This window comes from Phenylobacterium glaciei, from assembly GCF_016772415.1.
GTDB lineage: Bacteria > Pseudomonadota > Alphaproteobacteria > Caulobacterales > Caulobacteraceae > Phenylobacterium > Phenylobacterium glaciei.
In genome coordinates, this window is the sequence record NZ_JAGSGD010000001.1 from 3101086 (window position 1) to 3120346 (window position 19261).

At 67.9% G+C, this 19261-nt stretch carries 19 protein-coding genes; 11 read left to right on the forward strand and 8 right to left on the reverse strand.

What is annotated here, in order from left to right; translation table 11 throughout:
* Positions 1-122 precede the first annotated feature (122 nt).
* The gene (locus JKL49_RS15290) at positions 123-863 is read left to right on the forward strand and encodes a tRNA1(Val) (adenine(37)-N6)-methyltransferase (RefSeq protein WP_215341482.1); all 741 of its coding nucleotides are present in this window, start codon (positions 123-125) and stop codon (positions 861-863) included.
* Here the strand turns inward: JKL49_RS15290 and JKL49_RS15295 are convergent.
* Positions 860-1144 carry a TFIIB-type zinc ribbon-containing protein gene (locus JKL49_RS15295; RefSeq protein WP_215341483.1) on the reverse strand — a complete coding sequence of 95 codons (285 nt, stop codon included), beginning with the start codon at positions 1142-1144 and terminating at the stop codon, positions 860-862. The two genes, JKL49_RS15290 and JKL49_RS15295, sit on opposite strands and share 4 nt — an antisense overlap.
* 321 nt (positions 1145-1465) lie before the next feature.
* Between JKL49_RS15295 and JKL49_RS15300 the strand changes: the two genes are divergently transcribed.
* Positions 1466-2212: a retropepsin-like aspartic protease family protein gene (locus JKL49_RS15300; protein WP_215341484.1), complete on the forward strand. Its 747-nt coding sequence runs from the start codon at positions 1466-1468 to the stop codon at positions 2210-2212.
* A 6-nt stretch (positions 2213-2218) separates the two neighbouring features.
* On the opposite strand, the gene JKL49_RS15305 is transcribed toward JKL49_RS15300, so the two are convergent.
* Entirely contained in the window at positions 2219-3118 is a 900-nt protein-coding gene (locus JKL49_RS15305; protein WP_215341485.1) for a LysR substrate-binding domain-containing protein, read from the reverse strand.
* Between the two features lie 117 nt (positions 3119-3235).
* Here JKL49_RS15305 and JKL49_RS15310 point away from each other — a divergent pair, with 117 nt between their 5' ends.
* Positions 3236-4228, forward strand: coding sequence for a sodium-dependent bicarbonate transport family permease (locus JKL49_RS15310; RefSeq protein WP_249778095.1), 993 nt, complete (start codon positions 3236-3238; stop codon positions 4226-4228).
* 64 nt (positions 4229-4292) lie between these two features.
* Entirely contained in the window at positions 4293-5234 is a 942-nt protein-coding gene (locus JKL49_RS15315) for an isopenicillin N synthase family dioxygenase (protein WP_215341486.1), read from the forward strand.
* 57 nt (positions 5235-5291) lie between these two features.
* Here JKL49_RS15315 and ilvC read toward each other — a convergent pair whose 3' ends face one another.
* Together ilvC and JKL49_RS15325 are read right to left on the reverse strand one after the other, a co-directional pair.
* Positions 5292-6311 (reverse strand): ketol-acid reductoisomerase, encoded by a 1020-nt coding sequence (ilvC, locus tag JKL49_RS15320; RefSeq protein ID WP_215341487.1) that lies wholly within the window; start codon positions 6309-6311, stop codon positions 5292-5294.
* Between the two features lie 289 nt (positions 6312-6600).
* Positions 6601-7425, reverse strand: coding sequence for an RcnB family protein (locus JKL49_RS15325; protein ID WP_215341488.1), 825 nt, complete (start codon positions 7423-7425; stop codon positions 6601-6603).
* 134 nt (positions 7426-7559) lie between these two features.
* Between JKL49_RS15325 and JKL49_RS15330 the strand changes: the two genes are divergently transcribed.
* Entirely contained in the window at positions 7560-8102 is a 543-nt protein-coding gene (locus JKL49_RS15330; RefSeq protein ID WP_215341489.1) for a DUF924 family protein, read from the forward strand.
* On the opposite strand, the gene JKL49_RS15335 is transcribed toward JKL49_RS15330, so the two are convergent.
* Positions 8099-8371, reverse strand: coding sequence for a hypothetical protein (locus JKL49_RS15335; RefSeq protein ID WP_215341490.1), 273 nt, complete (start codon positions 8369-8371; stop codon positions 8099-8101). The genes JKL49_RS15330 and JKL49_RS15335 overlap by 4 nt on opposite strands.
* 137 nt (positions 8372-8508) lie before the next feature.
* On the opposite strand from JKL49_RS15335, the gene JKL49_RS15340 reads away from it, so the two are divergent.
* From JKL49_RS15340 to JKL49_RS15355, 4 genes are all read left to right on the forward strand, one after another.
* On the forward strand, positions 8509-9357 hold the full coding sequence (locus JKL49_RS15340; RefSeq protein ID WP_215341491.1) for a thymidylate synthase: 849 nt from the start codon (positions 8509-8511) through the stop codon (positions 9355-9357).
* 134 nt (positions 9358-9491) lie between these two features.
* Positions 9492-10007, forward strand: coding sequence for a dihydrofolate reductase (locus tag JKL49_RS15345; protein WP_215341492.1), 516 nt, complete (start codon positions 9492-9494; stop codon positions 10005-10007).
* Positions 10008-10083: 76 nt separating this feature from the next.
* Positions 10084-10995, forward strand: a complete 912-nt coding sequence (locus tag JKL49_RS15350) for an SMP-30/gluconolactonase/LRE family protein (protein ID WP_215341493.1) — start codon at positions 10084-10086, stop codon at positions 10993-10995.
* Between the two features lie 39 nt (positions 10996-11034).
* The gene (locus JKL49_RS15355; RefSeq protein ID WP_215341494.1) at positions 11035-12639 is read left to right on the forward strand and encodes an acyl-CoA synthetase; all 1605 of its coding nucleotides are present in this window, start codon (positions 11035-11037) and stop codon (positions 12637-12639) included.
* 158 nt (positions 12640-12797) lie between these two features.
* Here the strand turns inward: JKL49_RS15355 and JKL49_RS15360 are convergent, their stop codons facing one another.
* A complete protein-coding gene (locus JKL49_RS15360) occupies positions 12798-13898 on the reverse strand; it encodes an NADH:flavin oxidoreductase (protein WP_215341495.1) in 1101 nt (366 codons plus the stop codon).
* A gap of 189 nt (positions 13899-14087) precedes the next feature.
* Here JKL49_RS15360 and JKL49_RS15365 point away from each other — a divergent pair, with 189 nt between their 5' ends.
* Positions 14088-15365, forward strand: a complete 1278-nt coding sequence (locus tag JKL49_RS15365; protein WP_215341496.1) for a cytochrome P450 — start codon at positions 14088-14090, stop codon at positions 15363-15365.
* Between the two features lie 261 nt (positions 15366-15626).
* On the forward strand, positions 15627-16850 hold the full coding sequence (locus JKL49_RS15370; protein ID WP_215341497.1) for an aminotransferase-like domain-containing protein: 1224 nt from the start codon (positions 15627-15629) through the stop codon (positions 16848-16850).
* Between the two features lie 32 nt (positions 16851-16882).
* On the opposite strand, the gene JKL49_RS15375 is transcribed toward JKL49_RS15370, so the two are convergent.
* Complete coding sequence (locus tag JKL49_RS15375; RefSeq protein ID WP_215341498.1) at positions 16883-18031, reverse strand: serine hydrolase domain-containing protein; 1149 nt, start codon at positions 18029-18031, stop codon at positions 16883-16885.
* Positions 18028-19251, reverse strand: coding sequence for an acyl-CoA dehydrogenase family protein (locus tag JKL49_RS15380; RefSeq protein ID WP_215341499.1), 1224 nt, complete (start codon positions 19249-19251; stop codon positions 18028-18030). Before JKL49_RS15380 ends, JKL49_RS15375 begins: the two co-directional genes overlap by 4 nt.
* Positions 19252-19261 lie beyond the last annotated feature (10 nt).

The following is a 19261-nucleotide window of genomic DNA, read 5'->3' on the forward strand; positions in this document are numbered from 1 at the left end:
TGGGGAACGGCGAGACGGGGGTCACGTCGTTTGCGGGGACAATGGTGACGCGATAAGGCACGGTCAAGGAGAGCACAACGCCCCACCGTCCCGATATGGCGATTACGAGTCCCCAACCCGACATGGACGCAACACCCGAAGATCGTCTGCTGGACGGCCGCGTGCGCCTGCGCCAGGCCCTGGGCGGCTATCGCGCCGGGATGGACGCGGCCTTGCTGGCGGCCGCCTGCGACGCCCACGACGGGGCCCGGGTGCTGGAAGCCGGCTGCGGCGTAGGCGGAGCCTTGCTGGCCGCGGCGGCCCGGCGGCCCGGGGCGATCTTTGTCGGCATGGAGCGGGATCTCGCCGCCGTGGCCCTGGCGCGTGAGAACGTCACGCTGAACGCCATGGATGGGCGCGTCATGATCTGGGAGGGCGACATGGCGACGACGTTCAAGGCGCTCGGCTCTCCGACCTTCGACGCGGTGATGGCCAATCCGCCGTTCTTCGACGATCCCGGCGCCCTGCGCGCGCCGTCGCCCGCAAAGACCGGCGCCTGGATGGCCGACGGTGGCCTGGCGGCCTGGACCGGCTTCCTCTCAAAGGCCGCGCGTGAGGGCGGCACGATCACCCTGATCCACCGCGCCGACCGCCTGGCCGACATCCTGGCCCTGCTGGCGCCCAAGGCCGGCTCATTCCAGATCCGCCCGGTCCACGCCCACGCCGACGCGCCGGCCAAGCGGGTGCTGGTCCGCGCCATCAAGACCGGTAAGGCGCCGCTGCGGCTCCTGCCGCCGCTGGTCCTGCACCCCCGCGAAGGCGCCAAGCACACGGTCGAGGCCGAGGCGATCCTGCGGGGCGAAGCTACGCTCGGCTGGCTCTAGTCGAAGATATCGAACAGGTCGAAGCGCTTCTTGCGCCGGTGAGCCGGATGCCGGTCGTCATCGTCGTCCCAGTCGCGGCGCGGCCGCTCGGGCTCGCGCCACATGCGCGGCGCCGAGGCCTCCTGGGCCGGCGCCTCACCACGTCCGGCGGCGATCAGCTTCTCAAGCTCGCCGCGGTCCAGCCAGACGCCGCGGCAGGCCGGGCACATGTCGAACTCCACCGCCTGCCGGGCGACGGCGGACATGGAGGTGTTGCAGTTGGGGCAAAGCAGCAGCGGCATCGGATGGGGCGCTCCATGACATCCGGTTCAAGGGATGGGTGCGCCCGATTTCCGGGACCGAGGACTGGGGGGCCAAACCTACAGGGACCCAGCATCGAGCGCACCCGATGCAGTCCGACATCACGATCCGCTCGGGGAGGAGAGCTATGGATCGCCAGAGGGGCCCGGCCTGCGGACCTGAGCTAGGTAGCCGCCCAGGCTTTGAAAAGGGTCGGCGGTGTCTTTTTTTGATCGCTCCATCTAACCTGGACGGGGACCGCAAATCGTCACCGGGTGGGGCATGACCGCGAAGTTCTATGACGCCGGGCGAACGGCTCAGCCATGAGCGGTCCCTGGGAAGCCCCCGAGCCAGAGCCCTCCGAGCCGCCGTCGCCGCGCCGTCGGCTGCTGCTCTGGGTCGTCGCGCTGCTGGCGATCCTCGGCGGCGTACGGCTGCTCTACGCGGCCTTCCCCGGCGCGATCAGCACGCCGCAGGACTGGGCCTGGGTCGGCTGGGGCGTGCTGATGATGGGCCTGTTCTCCACCTCGCTGCTGTCGCGCAACATCCGCTGGGGTCAGAGCGCCCGGCACGCGGGGATCTGGGCCGCGATCGTCGCCGTCCTGCTGCTGGGCGTCACCTACCGCCACGAGCTGGCCGGGGTGGGCCAGCGGGTCCGGATGCAGGTCTCGTCCTCCTATCCGGTCGCGCTCAGCCCGCATGAACTGGTTGTGACCCAGGGCGACGACGGCGGCTTCCTGGTGATGGGCGAGGTCAACGGCCAGCGGGTCCGCTTCCTGGTGGACACCGGTGCCAGCGACGTCGTCCTCAGCCCTGCCGACGCCAAGCGGATCGGCATCGACACCGCCACACTGACCTTCGACCGCCCGTCGGAGACCGCCAATGGCGTGGGGTATGGCGCGGCCCACAAGGTCGACAGCCTGTCGGTGGGCGACATCGCCTTCGCCGACATGCCGGTCATGGTCAACCAGGCGCCGATGAGCAGCTCCCTGCTGGGCATGACCTTCCTGCGCCGGCTGGAGAGCTTCCAGATCAAGGGCGACAAGCTCTACCTGACGTCCAAGGACTGACGCCCCCTATAGGGCCTGCCGGGCCACGTCGGCCAGGACGTGCCGACGGTCCAGGGAGCCCAGGATGAATTCCGCCAGCCGATCCGCCGCCAGGGGGATGGCGGTGCGCGCCTTGAGCAGGGCGATTTCGGCGTCCTCAAGGCGCGGCAGTCCCTCCGCCGCGCCCAGCACCTTCAGGTCGGGCGGGATCATGTCCCGTGGGAGCACAGTCAGTCCAAGCCCGGCGCGCAGGGCCGCGTGCTGCCCGGCCAGGGAGGGACTGGTATAGGCCGCGCGCCACGTGCGGCCCTGGGCGTCCAGGGCCGCGACCGCCCGCTTGCGATAGACGCAGGGGGCGGGCGCCAACACCAGCGGGGCCGCTTCGTCAGGTTTCAGCACCGCCGCGTCGGCCGCGGCCCAGACCAGGGGCTCGCGCCAGACCCGCACCCCCAGATCGGGGCCCAGCGGCTCGCGCTTCACCAGGGCGATGTCGAGGGCGCCGTCCCTCAGGCGGTCGAGCAGGTTCAGGGTCAAGTCACAGGTCACCGACAGGGCGACCCGGGGGTGGGCGCGTGCGAACTCACCCAGGATTTCCGGCAGGTGAACGGTGGCGAAATCCTCCGGGGCGCCAAGCCTGACCTCGCCCTCCAGGTCGTCGCCTCTCAGGTCCGCGACGATCTCGTCATTGACCCGCAACAACCGGCGGGCCTGGGGAAGGAAGGCCTCCCCCGCCGCGGTCAGGGTCACGTGGCGCGGATCACGAGACAGCAGCGCCGTGGAAAGCCTGTCCTCCAGCCGCTGCAACTGCAGGCTCACGGCCGACTGACTGCGCCCCAGCCGCTCGCCGGCGCGCGTGAAGCTGCGCGCCTCGGCCACCGTGACGAAGGCCCGCACGAGATCCAGGTCAAGATTTAGAAGTCGAGTCATCATTCACTCCATCATTCGATACCCTAATCATGCCGATGACAGATTTCAACGCGCAGCGGCGGCTGTGGGCGCCTATGAGCGGGCGGCGGTCGGGGCCGCGCAGGCAGGGGAACGCAGATGATCGACGCATTGATGACGGCTGGGCAGCTGGGGCTGCAGAATCTGCTCACGCCCGCCGTGCTGTTTTTCATCCTTGGCATGACCGCCGGCATCGCGCGCTCCGACCTGGCGCTGCCGGAGGCCTCGGTCAAGACCTTCGCCCTCTATCTGATGCTCTGCATCGGCTTCAAAGGCGGGGTTGAGGCCGCCCGCGCCGGGCTCAGTCCGGACTTCCTGCGCGCCGGTCTGGCGGGACTTGGCCTGAGCCTCACCTTCCCCATTCTCGCCTTCGCGCTGCTGCGTCGGGTGGGGAAGCTCGACCGGGCCACGGCGGCGGCCACGGCGGCGGCGTTTGGCTCTGTGTCGGTGGTCACCTTCGCCGCCGGCTCGGACTTCCTGAAGGCGCAGGGCGTGCCGTTCGGCGGCTACATGGCCGCGGTGCTGGCCCTGATGGAGGCCCCCGCCATTCTGACCGGGCTGTTGCTGGCCAGGGCCAAGGGCTCGGCCTCCGGCTTCGGATCGGTATTGCGCGAGGTGCTGCTCGGCGGCCCCGCCCTGGTGCTGGCCGGCAGCTTCCTGGTCGGCGCCCTGACCGGGGAGCGGGGCCTGGCCAAGCTCGACCTCTTCGTCAATCCGCTGTTCCAGGGCGTCCTTTGCCTGTTCCTGCTGGAAATGGGGGTGACCGCGGCGCGCAGCCTTGGTCTCGGCGCCCGGTTGCCCGCCCCGCTCCTGGCCCTGGGCGTCCTTCTGCCCCTCACCGGCGCGACCCTGGGACTGGGCGCCGCCCGGCTGGCCGGCCTCGGCGCGGGGGACGCCACCCTGCTGACCCTTCTGGCGGCCTCGGCCTCCTATATCGCCGTGCCGGCGGCGATGCGGCTGGCGGTCCCCCAGGCGCAGCCGGCGATCTATCTCAGCCTCGCGCTGGGGGTGGCCTTCCCCTTCAACCTGATCCTCGGCATCCCGCTGTACCGGGCCGCCGCCGCCGCGGTGACCGGCGCGCCGCCGCCATAGCCGGGCTCGCGTTTTCGCGACCGCCTGCTAAAGGAGCGGCCCCACGACGCCCGAGGAGACCGCCATGGACGCCGACCCGACTGTGCCGGTCATCGACCTGGCCGCGCCGCCGGCGGAGGTTCGTGAGCAACTGGCCCGCGCCTGCGCCGACTGGGGGTTCTTCCATCTCGTCGGCCACGGCCTTGATCCCGACCTGCTGGCGCAGGCGATGCAGGCGGCGCGGAGCCTCTTCGCCGCGCCATCGGCCGACAAGCGGGCGCTCAGCCGCAGCCGGGATAATCCCTGGGGCTATTACGACCGCGAGCTCACCAAGAACCGCCGCGACAAGAAGGAGATCTTCGACATCGGGCCGGACGCCGCGGGCCTGTCGCCCACCGACGACGCCTTCACCGGCGCCACCCCCTTCCCGCCTTGGCAGGCCGGCTTCGAGCCCACAGCGCGGGCCTATATGGCCGTCTGCGAGGGCCTGTGCCTGCGGCTGCTGGCCGCCATCTCGGCGGGCCTGGGCGCGGACCCACAGGCCCTGGCCCCGGCCTTCGAGGGCGTCCACACAAGTTTCCTGCGGCTCAACCACTATCCCACCCGCGACCCCTTGGTCGACGAGGCCGCCGCGCCCGCGGGCCTGGGCATTCATCACCACACTGACGCCGGCGCCATCACCTTGCTGCTCACCGACGGCGTCCCGGGCCTGCAGGTCCTGAAGGACGGGACCTGGCGTCCGGTCGATCCGGTCCCCGGCGGCCTGATCGTCAATGTGGGCGACATGGTGCAGGTCTGGTCCAACGACGCCTATCAGGCGCCCCTGCACCAGGTGCTGGCCATGGAGGAAGGCGAGCGGGTCAGCCTCGCCTACTTCTTCAACCCGGCCTACGCCGCCGTCATCCGTCCGCTGCAGACGCCGCCGCGTTACCGCGACCTGCCCTGGGGCGAGTTCCGCCGCCGTCGCGCCGACGGCGACTTCGCCGACTATGGCGCCGAGGTGCAGATCAGCGACTACCGCGCATAGCAAAAGGGGCCGGACCTCGCGGTCCGACCCCTGCTGTCCCTCTGAAGAACCCCGCGACTAGTTGCGCGCGGTGTCCACCAGCTTGTTCTTGGTGATCCAGGGCATCATGGCGCGCAGGCGAGCCCCGACTTCCTCGATCTGGTGTTCGGCGCCACGACGGCGGGTGGCCTTGAAGCTGGGCGCGCCGACCGCGTTTTCCTGCATGAAGTCCCGCACGAAGCGGCCCGACTGGATGTCCTCCAGCACGCGCTTCATCTCGGCCTTGGTGTCGGGCGTCACGATGCGGGGGCCGGTCACGTACTCGCCGTACTCGGCGGTGTTGGAGATCGAGTAGTTCATGTTGGCGATGCCGCCTTCGTAGATGAGGTCCACGATCAGCTTCACCTCGTGCAGGCACTCGAAATAGGCCATCTCAGGCGCGTAGCCCGCCTCGACCAGGGTTTCGAAGCCGGCGCGGATCAGCTCCACCAGGCCACCGCACAGCACGGCCTGCTCGCCGAACAGGTCGGTTTCGCATTCCTCGCGGAAGGTGGTCTCGATGACGCCCGAACGGCCGCCGCCGATGGCCGAGGCATAGGCCAGGCCGAAGTCGTGGGCGTTGCCCGTGGCGTTCTGGTGGATGGCGATCAGGCAGGGCACGCCGCCGCCCTTCTGGTACTCGCCACGCACGGTGTGGCCAGGGCCCTTGGGGGCGATCATCAGCACGTCGATCGAGGCTTTCGGCTCGATCAGGTTAAAGTGCACGTTCAGGCCGTGGGCGAACAGCAGGGCCGCGCCGTCGCGGATGTTGGGGGCGATCTCTTCGTTATAGATGCCGCGCTGCAGTTCGTCGGGCGCCAGCACCATGATGGCGTCGGCCCACTTGGAAGCCTCGGCGACCGTCATGACCTTCAGGCCGTCGGCTTCCACCTTCTTGGCGGTGGCCGAGTCGGGGCGAAGCGCCACCACGACGTTCTTCACGCCGGATTCCGACAGGTTCAGCGCATGCGCGCGGCCCTGGCTGCCATAGCCTACGATGGCGATCTTCTTGTCCAGGATGCGGGCGAGGTCGGCGTCGCGGTCGTAGTAGACGCGCATGGTCATTCTCCTGAAGACGAAGGTCGCCACGACGTCGCGCAACGGCGCCGCAGCAAAGGCGGGGCTTTGCAGCGGAATTTTGCGCGAAGGTCAAGCCGAACGGGCGCTTACAGGACAATTCGTCCCCGCAACGCGAGCCTTAATCCATCAATCGTCATCCCCGGGCTTGTCCCGGGGACCCATGATCTCCGTCTGTCCTCAGGACCTTAAGCGTCGCCGCCGAGGGCCATCTTCGTCACGGAGATCATGGGTGGCCGGGACAAGCCCGGCCAAGACGATCAGATCTGGATCACCAGAAGACGTCGCGGATCACCTGGACCACGCGGCCGGAGAACATGTCCACCAGCAGGACGTCCTCGCCGACCCGGACATATTCAATGCCGATAGGCGGGATCGGCAGGCCGTAGGACCACCAGTCGTTCAGTCGGTACTGGTTGCTCCACCAGGAACGCGGCAGCTGGTCGCCATAGCCCCAACTGCGGATGTAGAAGCCCGACGGCGGACGATAGGCGTAGCCGCGATAGCGCTGCTGGCTGCTGTAGTTCTGGCCGTAGTAGCGGCGGTCGAACCGCGGACGATGCTGCTGGTTGCGGTCGGACCGCCAGTCGCGGCCGTTGTTGTTCCAGCCGTTGGAACCGTTGTTGTTCCAGCCGTTTGAGCCGTTGTTGTTCCAGCCATTGGAACCGTTGTTGTTCCAGCCGTTGGAGCCATTCCAGCCGTTGGTCCAACCCTGATTGCGGTCGTTGCGATCATGACGGTCGTCGTGCCGCTGTCCGTGGTCGTTGTCCTGGCCCTGACCGTTGTTCCAGCGGGGCTGAGACGGCGGCTGACCTGGTTGGGCGGGCTGGCGTGACTGCCAGTTGGGGTCGTTGCGGCGACCGCCCTGCGAGTCCTGCGGCTGAGGTTGTGGCGCCTGCTGAGGCGTCTGGGCCTCCGGAGCCCGTTCCCGCAGCGAGGGGGGCACGTTGCGCGAGCTAGCGCGCATGGCCGGATTGTAGCCGCCGTCGTCGCTATTGGCTCGGCGGTGTTCGCCGCCATCGTCCTGGGCCAGGGCCGCCCCGGCCGTGGAGGCCAACAGCACCAGCGCCAGGGCGCCCTTGATAACCGTCTTCATGTCGCTGTCCCCTGGCCGGCGCGCGGCCGATGTATGTCCCTTTGGCAAAGGTTAATGGCGCCGCCTGTGTGAACCGCGCTTGAACGGAATCCTCGCTGACCCGACATAGGTCTCCCACCGCTTCGGAGAGCGCGATGCCCGCCACCCCGCACGACATCACCGGCTTCTGGCGCGCCGCGGGCGCGAAGAAGTGGTTCGCCAAGAACCCCAACTTCGACGCCGCCATCCAGCTCAAGTTCGAGCCGGTCCACTACATGGCCGCCCTGGGGCGTCACGACAAATGGATGGAGACCGCCGAGGGGTCGCTGGCCCTGCTGATCCTGCTGGACCAGTTCCCGCGCAACCTGTGGCGGGGCACCGGCCACGCCTTCGCCACCGACGGCAAGGCCCGCTTCATCGCCCGCCACGCGGTGGCGACCGGCCAGGACCTGGAAATCGAGCCCCTGCTGCGGCCCTTCGTCTACCTGCCCTTCGAACATTCCGAGGATATCGCCGACCAGGACGAGGCCGTGCGGCTGTGCGCCGCCCTGGGTGATCCCGAGACGCTGAAGTTCGCCGAGCTCCACCGTGACATTATCAGGCGGTTCGGACGCTTCCCACACAGGAACGCCAGCCTCGGACGCACGACGACGACCGACGAGCAAGAATTCCTGGATCAGGGCGGGTTTGCGGGCTAGCGGCCGCGGACGTCCGAGAAGGCCGACTTCATCGCAATCTCACGCATGGCTTCCTGGTCTTCGGCCTGACGGCGCTTCCAGTCCTCGAGCGACATGCAGGTGCGCTTGGCCAGACGGGTGCCGGTGGGGGCATCCTCGCGGCAGATCATCTTGATCCGCTGCTGCCCCTTTTCCAGGGGCGCGGAGACCGGAACGGTTTCGGCGGGCGGGGTCGCGGCAGCCGGCTGGTCGCCGCCCAGCGCCGCGGCCATCAGGAGAGCAAGGATCATCGTCGGCTCCAAACTGGATTTGCGCACAGTTTTCTACGTTCACGCGGCCTTCGCAACTACGATGACAGAAACGCGCATTCACGAGGCTACCGAATCGGTCGCGAATCACCTCCGAACGTTTCCACCGGCTGATCCTGATGAACGCGCTTTCCGCCCTTCGCCTGCCGCAAGCCGTGACCGCCCCGGAACATCCGGAGCGGCAGTACCTCGACCTGCTGGCCGACATCCTGGAGAACGGCGTCCAGCGCGGCGACCGCACCGGCACCGGCACGCTCGGCGTCTTCGGCCGCCAGATGCGGTTTGATCTCGCCCAGGGTTTCCCCCTGCTGACCACCAAGAAGCTGCACCGCAAGTCGATCTTCGTGGAGCTGCTGTGGTTCCTGCGTGGCGACACCAATGTCCGCTGGCTTCAGGAGCGCGGCGTCAGCATCTGGGACGAATGGGCGGCCGAAGATGGCGAGCTCGGCCCGGTCTATGGCAAGCAGTGGCGCTCCTGGACTGCGCCGGACGGCCGGGTGATCGACCAGATCACCGCCGTGGTGGACAGCCTGAAGTCCAACCCCGACAGCCGTCGCCACATCGTCTCGGCCTGGAACCCGGCCGAGATCGAGGACATGGCCCTGCCGCCCTGCCACTGCCTGTTCCAGTTCTTCGTCGCCGACGGCAAGCTGTCCTGCCAGCTCTACCAGCGTTCGGCCGACGTCTTCCTGGGCGTGCCCTACAACATCGCCAGCTACGCCCTGCTGACCATGATGATGGCCAAGGTCGTGGGCCTGGAGCCCGGCGAGTTCGTCCATACGCTCGGCGACGCCCACCTCTACCTGAACCACCTGGACCAGGCCCGCGAGCAGCTGGCCCGCGATCCCCTGCCCCTCCCGCGCCTGGAGATCGCCGACAAGGCCGACCTGTTCTCCTACGACTACGAGGACTTCAAGCTGCGCGGCTACAAGGCCCACGAGAAGATCGCCGCGCCGATTTCCGTATAATCCGCTCATCCCGGCGAAGGCCGGGACCCAGATTCATCCACGCATTCCGGATTCATGGCTCAGGTCGTGACTTACGATCTGGATCCCGGCCTTCGCCGGGACGAGCGGTGGAAAGTCAGCGTAATGTATCGCCCATGACCGCAATCCTCACCGCCGGCCCCATCGCGCGCGCCTCCAATGGCGTCATCGGCCGGGGCGGCGAGCTGCCCTGGCGGCTGAAGACCGACCTGGCCAACTTCCGCGCTGTCACCATGGGCAAGCCGGTGATCATGGGCCGCAAGACCTGGGAGAGCCTGCCCAAGGCGCCCCTGCCCGGCCGCACCAATATCGTGGTCTCCCGCGACGGCTCCTTCGAGGCCAAGGGCGGGCTGGTCTGCGAGGAGCTGAGCGAGGCTCTCGCCATCGCCCGCGAGCAGGCCGAGGAGGACGGCCAGGACGAATACTGCGTGATCGGCGGCGCCTCGCTCTTCGAACTGGTCCTGCCCCGCGCCAAGCGCATCTACCTCACCGAGGTTCATGCGGAGGTGGACGGCGACATCTTCCTCAAGGGCTTCGACGAGGACAAATGGGTTGAGGTCAGCGCCAGGGACTACCCGGCCGGCCCCGACGACGACCACCCCGTTACGATCCGGGTGCTCGAACGCCGCTGAGATTGCACTGAGGGGGCTGGCCTCACGCGGCGGAACCGACCCATAGTGTCCGAAAATTCGTTGGGGAGACGAAACAATGGACATGCAGCTGGTCGCTGAGGGATTCGAATTCCCCGAAGGCCCGATCGCCATGGACGACGGCTCGGTGATCCTCACCGAGATCAAGGCCCAGCGCCTCACCCGCGTCACCCCGGACGGCCAGAAGACCACCGTGGTCGATACCGGCGGCGGCCCCAACGGCGCGGCCATCGGGCCCGACGGCGCCATCTACATCACCAACAACGGCGGCTCGTTCGAGTGGCTCGACAACGGCGGCCTCACCATCCCGGGCCCCACGCCCGCGAGCCACACCGGCGGCATGATCCAGCGCTTTGACCTGGCGACCGGCAAGCTCACCACCCTCTACGACTCCTGCGACGGCAAGAAGCTGATCGGCCCCAACGACATCGTCTTCGACAAACAGGGCGGCTTCTGGTTCTCCGACCACGGCTGCTCCACCCCGGAGGGCCGCAAGTTTGGCGGCCTCTACTACGCCAGGACCGACGGCAGCCACATCAGCCGCCAGCGCGACCACCTGATCTCTCCCAATGGCGTGGGCCTCTCACCCGACGAGAGCGTGGTCTATCTCGCCGACACCAACCTGGGCCGCCTCTGGGCCTTCGACATCGCCGAGGTGGGCGTCCTGGCGCCGGCTCCCGGCTTCGCCCCCGGTCGGGTGGTGGCCAACATGCCGGGCTACCAGCTGTTCGACAGCCTCGCCGTCGAGGCCTCGGGCAAGGTCTGCGTGGCCACCATCATCAATGGCGGTATCACCGCGATCGACCCGGACGGCAGCTACGAGCACTTCGCCTTCCCCGACCTGATCGTCACCAACATCTGCTTCGGCGGCGCGGACATGCGCGACGCCTGGGTGACCTGCTCGGCCACCGGCAAGCTCTTCAAGGCCCGCTGGCCGCGGCCGGGCCTGAAGCTCAACTTCAACGCCTAGGCACGGCCGCAAGACCAAGACAGTACTGGGAGAGAGATCATGGGCTGGAATTTCGGGGACATCCTGGACGCGGTCGGCGGGGCGGTGCCCACCGAGGCGCCGGCCTTCATCCATGGCGACCGGGTGATCAACTGGGGGCAGGCCAACCAGATCACCAACAGCCTGGCGCGCGGCCTGATCGCCCGCGGCTCCAAGCCCGGCGACAAGATCGCCATCTACATGCGCAACCGGCCCGAATACCTGCTGGCGGTGGCCGCCGGGTGGAAGGCGCGCCTGACCCACGTCAACGTCAACTACCGCTACACGCCCCAGGAGGTCTGGTACATCTTCGACAATTCCGACGCCCAGACCGTGGTCTATTCGTCGGAATTTCGCGACGCCATCACCGAGATCCGCCCCCGCCTGCCCAATGTGAAGACCTGGATCGAGGTCAGCGAAGGCGGTGACGTCGCCCCCTTCGCCGAAAACTTCGACACCCTGGCCGCCGAGGGCAATGGTGGGCCGCTGGATATCGCGCGCTCCGGCGACGACCAGTTCTTCATCTATACCGGCGGCACCACCGGCATGCCCAAGGGCGTGATCTGGACCCACCACGACCTGCGTGAGATCACGCTTGCGCCCGCACGCATGATGGGCCCGGTCCCCGAGACCCTGGAGGAGCTCGCCGCCGCCACCCGCGCGGCCGGCCCCGGCGGGCGCGCCCTGCCCGCTCCGCCCCTGATGCACGGCACCGGTCTCTTGACCGGCATGGGGGCGATGCTGTCGGGCGGATGTGTGATCACGCTTGAGGCGCCCAGCTTCGATCCCTTGGAGCTCCTGCGGGTCATCGACCGACACAAGCCCCAGACGCTGGTGCTGGTGGGCGACAGCTTCGCCAAGCCCCTGCTCAACACCCTCAACGCCAATCCGGGCGCCTATGATCTTTCCAGCGTCGCCGTGGTGGTCTCCTCCGGCGTGATGTGGAGCCTGGAGGTCAAGCAGGGCCTGCTGGAACACATGCCCGGCGCCATGCTCAACGACGCCTTCTCCTCCTCCGAAGCGCTCGGCATGGGCGCCTCGGTGATGATGAAGGGCGTCGAGGCGCCCACCGCCAAGTTCATGCTGGGCGGCCGCTGCAAGGTGTTCGACGAGAACGACCAGCCGGTGGAGCCAGGCTCGGGCGTGTCGGGCATGATCGCCATCAAGGGCCCCAACCCGCTGGGCTACTACAAGGACGACGAGAAGACCGCGCGCACCTTCCGCGTCATTGACGGCGAGCGCTATTCGATCCCCGGCGACTGGTGCCTGGTGGAGGCCGACGGCACGCTCACCCTGCTGGGCCGCGGCAGCGCCTGCATCAACACCGCCGGCGAGAAGGTCTTCCCGGAAGAAGTCGAAGAGGCGCTGAAGACCCACCCCTCGGTCGAGGACGCCCTGGTCATCGGCCTGCCCGACGAGAAGTGGGGCCAGTCGGTCACCGGCGTGGTCCGCCTGGCCGAGGGCGCCAGCCTGGACGAGGACACCCTGCGCGCCCACGTCCGCCAGGCGCTCGCCGGCTACAAGACCCCCAAGCGCATCGTCGCCACCACCGCAAGCCTCCGCGCCAGCAACGGCAAGGCCGACTACCCGACGGCCAAACAGGTCGCGGAAACGGCGCTGGCTTAACGGCGCTCAAACCCATCCAAAATCGTCATCCCCGGGCTTGTCCCGGGGACCCATGATCTCCGCCCTTCCGCAGGTCGCGCGACGCCGCCGCAGATGCTTGCTGAACCATGGAGATCATGGGTGGCCGGGACAAGCCCGGCCATGACGGGCTTGGGTATTTAGTACAGAACCCCCATGGCCGAGCGCTCGAAGCTCTTCAGCTCGTCGTTGCGGCCCTCCTTGATCTTCAGCACCCACTCGGGGTCCTGCAGCAGGGCGCGGCCGACGGCCACCAGGTCGAAGTCGCCGCGGTCCATGCGGCGTTCCAGCTCGTCCAGCGAGGCCGGCTGCGAGGCTTCGCCGCCATAGGCCGCGATGAACTCCCCCGACAGGCCCACCGAGCCCACCGAGATGGTCGGCACGCCGGTCAGCTTCTTGGCCCAGCCGGCGAAGTTGAGGTCGGAGCCCTCGAACTCCGGCTCCCAGATGCGGCGCTGCGAGCAGTGCAGGATGTCGGCGCCGGCGTCGACGAGCGCGCCCAGCCAGGCCTCCATCGACTTGGTGTCGTGGGCCAGCTTCACGGCGTAGTCCTGCTGCTTCCACTGGCTGATGCGGATGATGATCGGATAGTCGGGGCCGACGGCCTTGCGGACCTCCTTCAGGATGTCGGCGGCGAAGCGGGCGCGGCCGGTCAGCTCTTTTGAACCGTAGGCGTCCTCGCGGACATTGGTGCCGTCCCAGAAGAACTGGTCGATCAGGTAGCCGTGGGCGCCGTGCAGCTCGACCGCCTCGAAGCCCAGCCGCTTGGCCTCGGCGGCGGCCTTGGCGAAGGCGGCGATGGTGTCGGCCACCTCTTCTTGCGTCATCCCCTCGCCGAACTGCTTGTCGGGACGCGACAGGCCAGACGGGCTGTCATAGGGGCCCGCGGGCAGGAATTGCGGATCGCGGGCGCGCACGGCGCCGACGTGCCAGAGCTGGGGCGCCATCGCGCCGCCGGCCTGGTGCACGGCGTCGATCACCCGCTGCCAGCCGGCCAGGGCCTTGTCGCCATGGAAGCGCGGCACATTGGCGTCGTTCACCGAGATCGGCCGGTCGACGCCCGTGCCCTCAGAAACGATAAGGCCGACCTCGCCCTCGGCGCGGCGGCGGTAGTAGGCCACCACGTCATCGGTGACGACGCCGCCCGGCGAGAACGACCGGGTCATCGGGGCCATGACGATACGGTTCTTGAGGTGCAGGCCCTTGTAGTCGAAGGGCTTGAAGAGGGCGTCGGCGGCCATGGGCGCTCCGGTCAAACAGTTGTTCGAGAGGCGCCCGTTACAGCACGGTCGTGCGCTTTCGTCTGTACAGTTTTTCTGCGACCGGGGGTCGCTGGACGGGGCCGGCCCCTTGCCATGCGGCGCGGCGTCAAGCATTCTCGTCTGAACAGTGATAAGATAGCCGCTCCAGACGGCTTCGGAGGACACCTGATGAGCGACGGCAACATCGACCTGAAGGCGGAAGCCCGGGCGCGGGCCTATTCCATGCCGCTGGAGGACATCAACCCCACCGACATCGAACTGTGGCGCACCGAGACCATGTGGCCCTACTTCGAGCGGCTGCGGAACGAGGACCCGGTCCACCTGCACCCCGCCGAGCACCACGAGGACGGCGCCTTCTGGTCGGTGACCAAGTACAACGACATCATGGCCGTCGACACCAATCACGAGGCCTTCTCGTCGGAGCCGGCGATCACGATCTTCGACCCCAAGGAAGACTTCACGCTTCCGATGTTCATCGCGATGGACCCGCCCAAGCACGACGTGCAGCGCAAGACGGTCAGCCCCATCGTCTCGCCCCATAACCTGCAGATTCTTGAGCCGCTGATCCGCGAGCGCATCCAGAACACCCTGGACAACCTGCCCATCAACGAGCCCTTCGACTGGGTGGACCGCGTCTCCATCGAGCTCACCACCCAGATGCTGGCGACCCTGTTCGACTTCCCCTGGGAAGACCGCCGCAAGTTGACTCGCTGGTCGGATGTCGCAACGGCGGGGCCCGAATCGGGCCTGTTCAGCTCCGAGGATCCCGAGATCGTCGAGGCCGAGCAAAAGATGGAGCTGTTCGAGTGCGTGGACTATTTCAGCCGCCTGTGGGCCGAGCGCGTCGCGCAACCGCCCAAGGGCGACCTGATCTCCATGCTGGCCCACGGCGAGGCCACCAAGGACATGGATCGCATGGAGTATCTGGGCAACCTGATCCTGCTGATCGTCGGCGGCAACGACACCACCCGCAACTCCATGACCGGCTCGGTCCTGGCCCTGAACCAGAACCCCGATCAATACGCCAAGCTGCGCGAGCACCCGGAACTGGTGCCCTCCATGGTGTCGGAGACCATCCGCTGGCAGACCCCGCTGGCCCACATGCGCCGCACCGCGACGCGGGACGTCGAGCTGGGCGGCAAGACCATCAAGAAGGGCGACAAGGTCATCATGTGGTACGCCTCGGGCAACCGGGACGAAGAGGTGATCGAGAACCCCAACGACTACATCATCGACCGCGAACGCCCCCGTCAGCACCTCTCCTTCGGCTTCGGCATCCACCGCTGCGTGGGCAACCGGCTGGCCGAGCTGCAGCTGAAGATCCTCTGGGAAGAGATTCTGGTCCGCTTCCCCACCATCAAGGTGGTGGAGGAACCCAAGCGCGTGCCCTCGGCCTTCGTGAAGGGCTACGAGAGCATGACGGTGATCATCCCCTCGAAGAACTAACCACCGTCATCCCGGACGCAGATAGGCGATCCGGGACTCAGGGGCAAAGCGCACCGTCCCTGGATCCCGGCTCGCCGCTGCGCTGCGGCCGGGATGACGTGGGGGTTTTCAAAACGCCCCCACCTCACTAGGTTCCCCCCATGAGCTCTATCTCGCCCCGCCTCGTATGACGCCCCTGAACTGATCAGGTGAAACGCCGCGCGCCCGCGCGGTCCTTGGACGCCTTTGCGGCGTCGGCGATACGAACTAGAGACCAAGCTCATGACCACCCCGACCCCCGACTGGGCCGCGCGCTTTTCGCAGCGGATGACCCGCGTCCGCGCCAGCGAGATCCGCGAGCTCCTGAAGCTGTTGGATCAGCCCGACATCCTCTCCTTCGCCGGCGGTATTCCCGATCCCGGCCTGTTCCCCGCCGACCAGATCCAGGCCGCCTACGACGCCATCCTGGCCGACCCCGACCAATCGCGCGCCGCCCTGCAGTATTCGGTGAGCGAGGGCTACCTGCCCCTGCGCCGCTGGATCGCGCAGCGCATGGCCCTGGATGGCGTGGAGTGCGACGAGCACAACATCATCCTGACGGCCGGCTCGCAGCAGGCGCTCGACCTGCTGGGCAAGCTGTTCCTGACCCGGGGCGACACGGTGATGGTGGCCCGGCCCACCTATCTGGGCGCACTGCAGGCCTTCAACGCCTACGAGCCGGCCTACCTGGACCTGCCGGCGAACGCCCTGCGCGCCGGCGTCGATACTGAGGCCCTGATGGCGGGCCGCGAGCCCCATCCTCTGGGCTATTTCGTCCCCGACTTCGCCAATCCCACCGGCGAGAGCCTGACGCTGGCCGAGCGCGAGGCACTGCTGGACCTGGCCGCCGAACTGGACATGACCCTGATCGAGGACGCCGCCTATCGCGAGCTGCGCTTCGACGGCGAGCCCCTGCCCACCCTGCTGGCCCTCGACATCGCCCGCTCCGGCTCCATCGAAGAGGCCCGCACCCTGTTCTGCGGCACCTTCTCCAAGACCATCTCGCCGGCCCTGCGCATAGGCTGGGTCTGCGGGCCCAAGGCGGTGATCGAGAAGCTGGTCCTGCTGAAGCAGGGCTGCGACCTGCACGTCTCCACCATCAACCAGATGGCCCTGCACGCCACGGTCAGCCAGGGCTACGAGCAGCACCTCGGCGCCCTGCGCACCGCCTACGGCGCCAAGGCCGCCACCACCCTGTCCGCCCTGGAGCGCCACATGCCGGCCGGCGTCACCTGGACCAAGCCCGAGGGCGGCATGTTCGTCTGGCTGTGGCTGCCGGAGGGGATGGACGGCAAGCTGCTCCTGGAGCGGTCGCTTGCCGAGGAGCGCGTCGCCTTCGTGCCGGGCGAACCCTTCTTCGCCGAGGTCCCGACGGCCAACGCGATCCGCCTCAGCTATTCGCTGCCCACCGACGCCGAGATCGAGGACGGGGTGACGCGGCTGGCGGGGTTGATAGCACGGTCCTGACCCCCTTCCCCCTCGATGGGGGAAGGCTTTCGTTAATCCAGCCCGTACGCCCCGCGTTCCAGGGCCCGCAGCAGGGTGAGCACCTCAGGATCAGCAAACGGCAGCAGCTGGGTCATCAGCACTCCGCCTTGCCCTGCCTCCGGATCGGCCCAGTAGTAGGTGTTGGCCAGGCCGGCCCAGGCGAGGCTGCCCGCCGAGCGACCGTCGCCGGTGGGCTCGGGCGTGATCATGGTCGCCAGGCCGTGGCCGGTGGCCATGTGCGGATAAAGGTCGAAGTCGTTGGACAGGCTGGCCGCGGCCGACTTGATGAAGCCCGCCTTGTGGCTCCCGCTGTGGCTCTCCGACAGGCTGCGCAGGGTCCTGGCCGACAGCACGCCGCCGCCCTCCCCCAGCAGCATGCGCAGGAACTTGGCGTAGTCGGCCGCCGTCGAGTAGAGCCCGCCACCGCCCGAGAGCACCTCAGGGTTGGCCGGCAGGCCAAAGGGAATGGGGATCAGCGCCCCGTCCGGGCCGCGGACATGGACGCTGGCCTTGCGCGCAGCCTGACCGTCCGACAGGGCGAAACCTGTGTCGCTCATCCCCAGCGGTCCGAAGATGTGCCGTATCAGATAGGCGTCCAGCCGCTCGCCGCTGGCCGCCTCGATGACGATACCCGCCCAGTCGATGCCGATGCCGTAAATCCAGCCCTGGCCGGGGTCGAACATCAGCGGCTGGCGATGCGCCGCGCGGCTGCCGGAGTTGGGGTCGAGAGCACCCTGCGTCTGGGAGAAGGCCAGGAATTCCGGGTGGGTGAAGGTATAGGCGAAGCCCGAGGTGTGGCTCAGCAGCTGGCGCAGGGTCACGAACCCCTTGGCGGGCCGCAGGCTGGCCTTGCCGTCAGCAACGCCCTCCAGAACCTGGAGGTCCTTCAGGTCCGGACAAAGGTCGCCCAGGTCGCCGTCCAGGGTCAGCTTGCCCTGCTCCACCAGTTGCAGGGCCGCCACCGACACCACCGCCTTGGTCATCGAGGCGATCCAGAACACGGTCGCCGCATCCATCGCCGCCGGCTGCCCGGCCGCGCGGACGCCGGCGGCATGTTCGTAGGTCACCCCGTCCCGGTCGGTGACCAGGGCCACGGCCCCGGCGATCTTGCCGTCGGCGACCGCCTGAGCCAGCGCCGCTTCGAAGGCGCCGAAGCTCACAGCCCCAGCACCATCTTGGCGATGATGTTGTGCTGGATCTCGTTGGAGCCCGCATAGATCGAGGTCTTGCGGTAGTTGAAGTACATCGGCGCCACGGTGGCCGCGTAGTCGGGGCCGGCGCGAGGCTCGTTCCGCTCGCCGCGGATCTCGGCGAAGGTGTCGCGCACGAAGGGCTGAGCGTAGAGGCCCGCGGCCTCCAGGGCCAGTTCGGTGATCGCCTGCTGGGCCTGGCTGCCCTCCAGCTTAAACATCGAGGACGCCGCCCCCATCGCCTCGCCCGCCGTGCGCGCCGCGAACATCCGCAGTTCGGTGGCGTTCAAGGCGTCGACCTTGATCTGGGTCTCGGTCAGCTTGCGGCGGAAATCGGTGTCATCCAGCATCCGCTGGCCGCCGTCGGAGCGCTCGGCCCCGGCGATCATCTTCACCTTGGCCAGCATGTTGGTCAGGCCCGGCGCATAGGCGTTGCCGCGCTCGAACTGCAGCAGGTACTTGGCGTAGGTCCAGCCCTGGTTCTCCTCGCCGATCCGGTTGGCCACCGGCACCCGGACGTTCTCGAAGAACACCTGGTTGATCTCCTGCTCGCCATCCGGCGGCCCGTCCAGGGTCGGCAGGGGGACGATGCTGATCCCCGGCGTCGTCATGTCCAGCAGCAGGAAGCTGATCCCCATCTGCTTGATCGCCTCGTTGGCGGTCCGCACCAGGCAGAACATCCAGTCGGCGTGCTGGGCGTAGGTCGTCCAGATTTTTGAACCATTCAGCACATAATGGTCACCATCCCGCTCGGCCTTCATGGAGAGCGAGGCGAGGTCAGATCCGGAGCCCGGTTCGGAATAGCCCTGGCACCACCACACCTCGCTTGAGAGGATCTTGGGCAGGTGCTGTTTCTTCTGTTCGTCGGTCCCGAAGGCCATCACCACGGGGGCGCACATCCGCACCCCCATGTTGGAGGTGTCGGGCGCCCCGGCCAGGGCCATCTCCATGTCGAAGATGTACTTCTGGGCATGGGTCCAGCCGGTCCCGCCATACTCGGCGGGCCAGTCAGTCGCCATCCAGCCCTTTTCGTTCAGGCGTTTCCACCAGCGAACCTGGCCGGTCTTGTCGATATGGGCGTTCTTCGACTGGCCCATATGGGCCCGCATGTCGTCGTCGAAGGCCTGGGCGATGAAGGCGCGGACCTCGTCGCGGAAGGCGAGGTCACCTTGCGAGAAATCGAGGTCCACGTTCTGGCTC